Origin of the sequence: Promicromonospora sp. NPDC023987, from assembly GCF_040639055.1 — a bacterium.
Classification (GTDB): Bacteria; Actinomycetota; Actinomycetes; order Actinomycetales; family Cellulomonadaceae; genus Promicromonospora.
Genome location: NZ_JBEZZF010000126.1, coordinates 1 through 7249 on the forward strand (window position 1 = coordinate 1; position 7249 = coordinate 7249).

The 7249-nt window shown below is 68.6% G+C and carries 5 protein-coding genes; 3 read left to right on the forward strand and 2 right to left on the reverse strand.

From position 1 onward, the window contains the following. Window positions 1–154 precede the first annotated feature (154 nt). Window positions 155–1132 (reverse strand): alpha-L-glutamate ligase, encoded by a 978-nt coding sequence (locus AB0F40_RS26945; RefSeq protein WP_357475289.1) that lies wholly within the window; start codon window positions 1130–1132, stop codon window positions 155–157. Window positions 1133–1300: 168 nt separating this feature from the next. After that, a complete protein-coding gene (locus AB0F40_RS26950) occupies window positions 1301–2665 on the reverse strand; it encodes an MFS transporter (RefSeq protein WP_357475292.1) in 1365 nt (454 codons plus the stop codon). 297 nt (window positions 2666–2962) lie between these two features. Here AB0F40_RS26950 and tyrS point away from each other — a divergent pair, with 297 nt between their 5' ends. The 3 genes from tyrS (at window position 2963) to glmS (ending at window position 6507) form a co-directional block, all read left to right on the forward strand. Next, on the forward strand, window positions 2963–4222 hold the full coding sequence (tyrS, locus tag AB0F40_RS26955; protein ID WP_357475293.1) for a tyrosine--tRNA ligase: 1260 nt from the start codon (window positions 2963–2965) through the stop codon (window positions 4220–4222). 155 nt (window positions 4223–4377) lie between these two features. Then, window positions 4378–4641 (forward strand): hypothetical protein, encoded by a 264-nt coding sequence (locus AB0F40_RS26960; RefSeq protein ID WP_357475295.1) that lies wholly within the window; start codon window positions 4378–4380, stop codon window positions 4639–4641. Window positions 4642–4683: 42 nt separating this feature from the next. Beyond that, entirely contained in the window at window positions 4684–6507 is a 1824-nt protein-coding gene (gene glmS, locus AB0F40_RS26965) for a glutamine--fructose-6-phosphate transaminase (isomerizing) (protein WP_357475297.1), read from the forward strand. Window positions 6508–7249: the final 742 nt, after the last annotated feature.

The following is a 7249-nucleotide window of genomic DNA, read 5'->3' on the forward strand; positions in this document are numbered from 1 at the left end:
CCCGTCTGGGTCTCCGGCCCAGCCCCCGGGCGCACCTGTCACGGGCTGGGTTTCCTGGATTTGTGTTGGGTCGCTCGGGATGAGATCGGTCAATCAAGCGACCGATCTCATCCCAAGCGACCGAAGTCAACGAGTTAGCACCGGCACCCGGCTGTCAGACCGGGTAGGTCTCCTGCAGCACCCGGGCCAGGTGGCGCACGATCTCGCGCGGCCCCGACCTCGCGGTGCCCCGCTCGACGTCGCTGTTGTAGTTCGTGTTGGTGTTCACGTCGTAGGTCAGCACCCGGCCGTCGGCGGTCCGGATGTTCTCGATGCCGGCGACCTCGATGCCGTGCCGCTTCGTGAACTCGAGGTACTTGCCCACCACCGGGTCGTCGTAGCCCTCGCGCTCGGAGAACAGGCCCCACTCCTCGTCGGGCGCCATGGAGATGGTCGCGCCAACGGGCGGGACCGGGCGGCCCGTCTCCGGGTCGATGGCGCACGCGTCGGCGGGGCAGAGCTGGAACCCGCCGCGCTCGGTGTCCCCGCGCACGGCGTATACCATCTCGCCGCCCACGATCTCGACGCGGGTGATGCCGCCGTCGGCCGCGACGACGTACTCCTGGATCAGCGTGATGCCGTCCACCGGCTCCTCGTACTCGTCGGAGCCGACGTAGTCGGCGAGCTCGTCGAACGAGTCGAACCTGCGGACCCCCAGACCCTTGCCGCCCTGGTTGTGCTTGGTGACGAAGGGAGTGGGGAAACCCTGCGCGGCCTTCAGCACCTGGTCCCGCCCGACGGCGGCCACCGTGCGCGGCGTGGCGATCCCGGCGGCGCGCAGCGCCGTGAGCTGGTCCACCTTGCTGACCTCGAGCTCGAGCACTCGGCGGCCGTTGACCGTGCGGCGGCCGTACGCCTCCAGCCAGGAGAGCACGGCGCGGGAGTAGTCCTTGGTGAGCGCGTGGTCCCGAGTGTGGCTGCTCGCCGAGATGCGGGACCAGAAGATGCCTTCCGGCGGCGCATCGTCGAGGTCGAGCACCCCGTCGGTCAGGACCCACTCGACGTACTCGACGCCCTCGGCAGCGAAGGCCTCGGCGAACGGCGGGAACCACTCGGGGTTCTCGTGCAGGGCATAGATCTTGGGGGTGCTCACAGGGGCCTTCCGAACGCACGACAGCCGTCTAAGGAAACTCCTCAATACTGGCACGCACACCGAGCCGACCGGTTGTGTCCTGCGGCACAGGACCGCAGGCGCCGGGGTGTGGCGGAGACCGGCCCCGTGACCTCCCGGGACCGGCCTCCGCCCTGCGTGCTGCCTGGGCTACAGGTGGTCGACGCGCGCTGCTCCGGCGACTTCGACCGGCTTGTCTGCCGGCTCGGTGACTGCCTCGGCGGCGGGTTCACCGACGGCCTGGGCAGCGGTTTCGCCAACGGCCTCGCCGACAGGCTCCGGCGCCACGTCGACCTGCGCCAGGGAACGCCGGGCGGCGGGGACGGCGAGGATCGCGCCCAGCACGGCGACCAGCAGGACCCCGGCCAGGACGAGGAGCGACTCCACGGAGAACCGGTCGGCCAGCGGGCCGAACACGACCATCGACAGCGGCATCGCGACGGTCATGACGATTCCGACGAAGCCGAAGACCCGGCCCTGCATCTCGGGTTCCACGCGCTCCTGGATGATGGTGAAGGCCGGCGTGTTGAGGGTGGCGAACGTGATGCCGATCAGCAGGCCGAGCCCGAAGAACACCCACATGTTCGTGGAGAGGCCCAGCCCTGCGACGAGCACGCCCGTGGCAAGCACCGAGCCCACCATGAGCCGCACCCGGCGAGTGATCCGCGGCCCGACGCTGGCCATGATGATGCCGCCCAGCAGCATGCCGCCGCCCCAGAACAGCTCGTTGGCGGTCAGCTTCCAAACCTCGTCGCCGAACGTGCGGGTGACCATCAGCGGAGTGAGGTAGCTCGGTGCACCGACCAGGAACATCACCAGAGCGAACAGGGCGATCAGCCACTTCAGCGGGGCGTTCGAGCCGATGTACCGCACGCCCGCCACGAGGTCGCCGAAGTAGCTGACCGGACCGGCCTCGACATCGGCCCGCACCAGCCGCGGCACCCTGACCAGCGCGAGCATGCCGACGCCGATCAGCGCGGTCGCCGCATCCACGAAGAACACGGCGACGATGTCGAACGACGCGTAGACCACGGCGGCCAGGGCCGGGGCGAGCAGCATCATCCCGGACTGGATCGACTGGAACATCCCGTTGACGCGCATCAGCTGATCGGCCGGCGTGATCTGGGGGATCATCGCGCTCACAGCGGGCGTCTGGATGCCCGCGAACACCGACCGGACGGCCAGCGCCAGGTAGATGACCCACAGGTCGTCGACGCCGCTCACCATGAGGAGGGCCAGACCCAGCGTCACTACCGCGATCGTGGTGTCGGCTCCCATGATCAGGAGCTTGCGGGAGTGCCGGTCGGCCCAGACGCCGCCGAAGATCGACATGAACGCCTGCGGCAGCATGCCGAACACGATGCTCAGCATGAGCACCGACCCGGACCGGGTCTCGATGGTCAGGTGCCACATGACCGCGAACATCACCAGCATCGAACCGAGCAGGGAGATGGTCTGGCCGGTCAGGAACAGCCCGACGTTCCGCTTCCAGCCGGGCATCTCTTCGTTGCTCATGGTTCAACCCTGCCCGACGGGACGGTAGAACGCGGAAGCATTTCTGTATCCATGGAACGTTCGACGACGACGCGTGCCGGAACTCATCGGGGGACGGAGGCCCGGGGTACGCCGGGAGGAGCCAGATCTCATGACCTGATCCTCATACCTCAACTTTGGTCGAGGTCAAGGGTCCGTGTGCGCCGGACAGGTGCGCGTCCACGGCCCGTCGTCGGGCAGACTAGGACCAGCGAGCCGGCGACCGGCTCGCCGCGCGGCCGAGACCTCGCCGCGCCGACGAAACAAGGAGCAACCACGGTGACCGACATCCTCGACGAGCTGCAATGGCGAGGCCTGGTGGCACAGTCCACCGACGAGGCCGCGCTGCGTTCTGCGCTGTCCGAGGGAACCGTGGACTATTACGTGGGCTTCGACCCCACGGCCCCGTCGCTGCACATCGGCAACCTGGTGCAGGTCCTGACCGCACGCCGGCTGCAGGACGCCGGGCACCGGCCATACCTTCTGGTCGGCGGCGCGACGGGTCTCATCGGTGACCCCCGCGACTCGGGCGAGCGCACGCTCAACTCGCCCGAGACCGTCGCGAGCTGGGTGGAGCGCATCCGCGGGCAGATCGAGCCGCACCTGTCCTTCGACGGCGACAACGCCGCGCAGATGGTGAACAACCTGGACTGGACCGGCCCGATGTCGGCGATCGAGTTCCTGCGCGACATCGGCAAGCACTTCCGCCTCGGCACCATGCTGTCCAAGGACATCGTCGCGCGGCGGCTCAGCTCGGACGAGGGCATCAGCTTCACCGAGTTCAGCTACCAGGTGCTGCAGGGCATGGACTACCGCGAGCTGTACCGGCGGCACGGCATCACCCTGCAGCTGGGCGGCAACGACCAGTGGGGCAACCTGCTGGCCGGCGTCGAGCTGCTCCGCAAGGCCGAAGGCGTGAGTGCCCACGCGCTCACGACACCGCTGATCACCAAGGCCGACGGCACCAAGTTCGGCAAGTCCGAGGGCGGTTCGATCTGGCTCGACCCGGAGATGACCAGCCCGTACGCCTTCTACCAGTTCTGGCTCAACCAGGCCGACGCCGACGTCGTGAACTACCTCAAGGTGTTCACGTTCCGCAGCCAGGAGGAGATCGCCGAGCTCGAGCGCGAGGTGGCCGAGCGGCCCTTCGCACGTGAGGCCCAGAAGGCGCTCGCGGGCGACGTCACCACCCTGGTGCACGGCGCCGGCGCCACGACGGCGGTCATCGCGGCGAGCCAGGCCCTGTTCGGCCGTGGTTCGCTCGACGAGCTCGACGCGCGGACGCTCTCCGGGGCGGTCTCCGAGCTGCCGCGAGTGACGGCCAAGGCCGGCGACCTGGTCGCGGACCTCCTGGTCGGCTCGGGGCTCGTGGCGTCGAAGGGTGCCGCGCGCCGTGCGATCGCCGAGGGCGGCGCCTACGTGAACAACGTGAAGGTGACGTCGGACGAGGCGGCTCTCGCCCCCGAGGACCTGCTGCACGGGAAGCACGCGGTGCTGCGCCGCGGCAAGAAGACGCTGGCGGTCGCGACGTCGGAGTGACGCATCCCTGACCGGCTGCGCCGGTATGCGACGGCGGTCGCTCGCTGACAAGCGGGCGGCCGCCGTTCGCATGTCCGGACACTTCTGGCGTTCCGTCCTGCCCGATTACGGGCAAGAAATTGCTACTCGGCGCCGGGGGAGCCACTCTCTTCGCTATGAAGACGTCCTCAGACCTCGTCGCCCACGTGGCGGCGACCACCGGTCTCACGCCCGCCGAGGCGGCGCGGGTGGTCGGCGACGTCGTGGCGTACTTCGCCACGCCGGTCGAGGACGTCGTCCGACAGCGCCACGCCGAGCTGAAGACCTATGGGGCCAAGAACCCTGAGATCTTCGCGCGGATCGCCGTCGAGCTGGAGGAGCGGGTCGTCGCAGCTCCGCAGCTCAGCGAGCGGCAGCTTCGTCGGATGATCTACGGCTGATCCGGCCTCGGCCCTCAATATCTTTTCCGAAGGAGCACCAGCATGTGTGGAATCGTCGGTTACGTCGGCGGCCAGAACGCGGCCCCGTTGCTCGTGGAGGCGCTCGGGCGGCTCGAACACCGGGGCTACGACTCGGCGGGTGTCGCCGTCGTCGGCTCCCAGGTACGCGTGACCAAACGCGCAGGGCGCGTACGCGACCTCGCCGAGGTGCTGCCCAAGCGGATGTCGGGGCGGGTGGGCATCGGCCACACCCGGTGGGCGACGCACGGTCCCGCGACCGACGCCAACGCCCACCCGCACACGGATGAGAGCGGCGCGGTGGCGGTGGTGCACAACGGCATCATCGACAACGCCGCGGCGCTGCGTGCGCGCCTCGCCGACCAGGGCGTGTCGCTCGTCAGCGACACCGACACCGAGGTGTTCGCCCACCTCGTCGCCCTGTCCGACGCCGGCACGCTCGAGGGCAAGGTCGTCGACGCGCTGGACGCCGTGGAGGGCACCTACGGGCTGGCCGTCGTGCACGCCGGCTTCCCGGACCGCGTGGTGGTGGCCCGGAACGGCAGCCCGCTCCTGGTCGGCGTGGGGGACAAGGAGATGTTCATCGCCTCCGACCTGGCGGCGCTCGTGCGCCACACCACCACGGTGGCGCACCTGGCCGACGGCGAGCTGGCGACCGTCACGGCGTCGGGCTTCACGACGTTCCGCCGCGACCTGACGCGGACGCAGACCACGGCGCGAGAGGTGGACGTCGACCCCAGCGCCTACGAGCACGGACTGGTCGACGGCCGCCCGCGCATGTACACGGAGATGCTCGAGCAGCCGGCCAGCGTGGAGCGCGCGTTGCGCGGGCGGCTCGACGAGCGGTTCGCCACGGCACACCTGGGCGGGCTCGAGATGGATGCCCGCGAGCTGCGCGCCGTCCGACGCGTCAAGATCCTGGGCTGCGGGTCCGCGTACTACGTGGGGCAGATGGGCGCCTCCCTCATCGAGGAGCTCGCTCGCATCCCCGCCGATGCCGAGCCGGCGAGCGAGTTCCGCTACCGCAGCCCGGTGATCGAGCCGGACACCCTGTACGTGGCGGTGAGCCAGTCCGGCGAGACCATCGACACGCTGCTTGCGGTCGAGGAGATCCGCCGCAAGGGCGGACGGGTCATCGGCCTGGTCAACGTGGTCGGCTCCGCGATCGCTCGCGCATGCGACGGCGGGATCTATCTGCACGCGGGTCCCGAGATCGCCGTCGCCTCGACCAAAGCGCTCACCACCATGTTCGTGGGCTTCGCCCTGCTGGCCCTCCAGCTCGGCCGCGTGCGGGACCTCTCCGTCGCCGACGGACGCCGCCTGGTGGCCGGGCTGCAGAACCTGCCGGCGCAGATCGAGCAGGTGCTCGACGGCGAGGAGCGGATCGCGCAGGCGGCCAAGGCGCTCGCGGCGGCGGAAAGCCTGTTCTTCGTGGGCCGCGTGCGTGGCTACCCGGTCGCACGCGAGGGCGCGCAGAAGTTCAAGGAGATCAGCTACCGGCACGCCGAGGCGTACCAGATGTCGGAGCTCAAGCACGGGCCGCTCGCCCTCATCTCGCCGGACGTGCCGACCGTCGCCGTCGTACCCGACGACGAGCTGACCGATCGCAACGTGGCAGCACTCCACGAGATCGCTGCGCGCGGCGGCCCGCTCGTCGTCGTCACGCACCCCGGCGTGGACCTGGGCGAGCTGCAGGCGGAACGGATCGACGTGCCGCGCAACGAGCGGGAGCTCGACCCGCTGCTGCTCACCGTGCCGTTGCAGCTGCTCGCCTACCACGCGGCCCTGGCCCTGGGGCACGACGTCGACAAGCCGCGGAACCTGGCGAAGTCCGTCACGGTGGAGTGACGGCGGACCTGCTGGATCCTGCGGACACGCCTCGGCAGATCCGCAGGATCTGGCCGGTCCGAGGCTGGCCGGCAAGCGAATTTTGCGTGTACGCCCGTGGCTGTGTACTGTTCCCGTTGTTCGCCCGACAGGGAGATACGGACAGGAAGCGCGAGAAGCGCGACTGGCCGGTCCCGGGGTGGAAACCAACCCAGATCTCGTAGTAGCCTAGTGCGCTCCGGAACTGGGCGGGGGCTTGCCAGATCGCCTCCCCAACCAAGGATCCTGAACAGGAACCTTGCGCCGGAGAGCGTGATAGGGTAAGTTACAGAGGTTGCCTCCGATCGTAGACAGAGCGGCTAGCGCCGCGGTCTACCGGGAGGCTTTCCCACCTCGCCACATCGTCAAAGATCATGTTTTTGACGACGGCTAAAATGGGTACCGGAATTCATTCGGGCAGTCGAAGAATTCTCTCGGCCAGCAGGCCGGCGGGGATTTGGAAAAGTCCGAAAGAGCCTGGTACGTTAGAGGAACTGCCCCGGACAGGGAAGCGATCGGAAAGATTGCGGGTCTGACGGTGTGCGTCGGTTGTTTGAGAACTCAACAGTGTGCTTGATAGTCAATGCCAAAGTTTTAACCCTTGTCGGGTGTGGCTGTGCTGACCGTCCGGTTGGTGTGGTTGCATTTGTGAAGGGGTTGTTTGGACGGACACAAATCATCAGATTTGGTCTGGCCGGTATCATTGTTCATGCCTGCCTCTTTG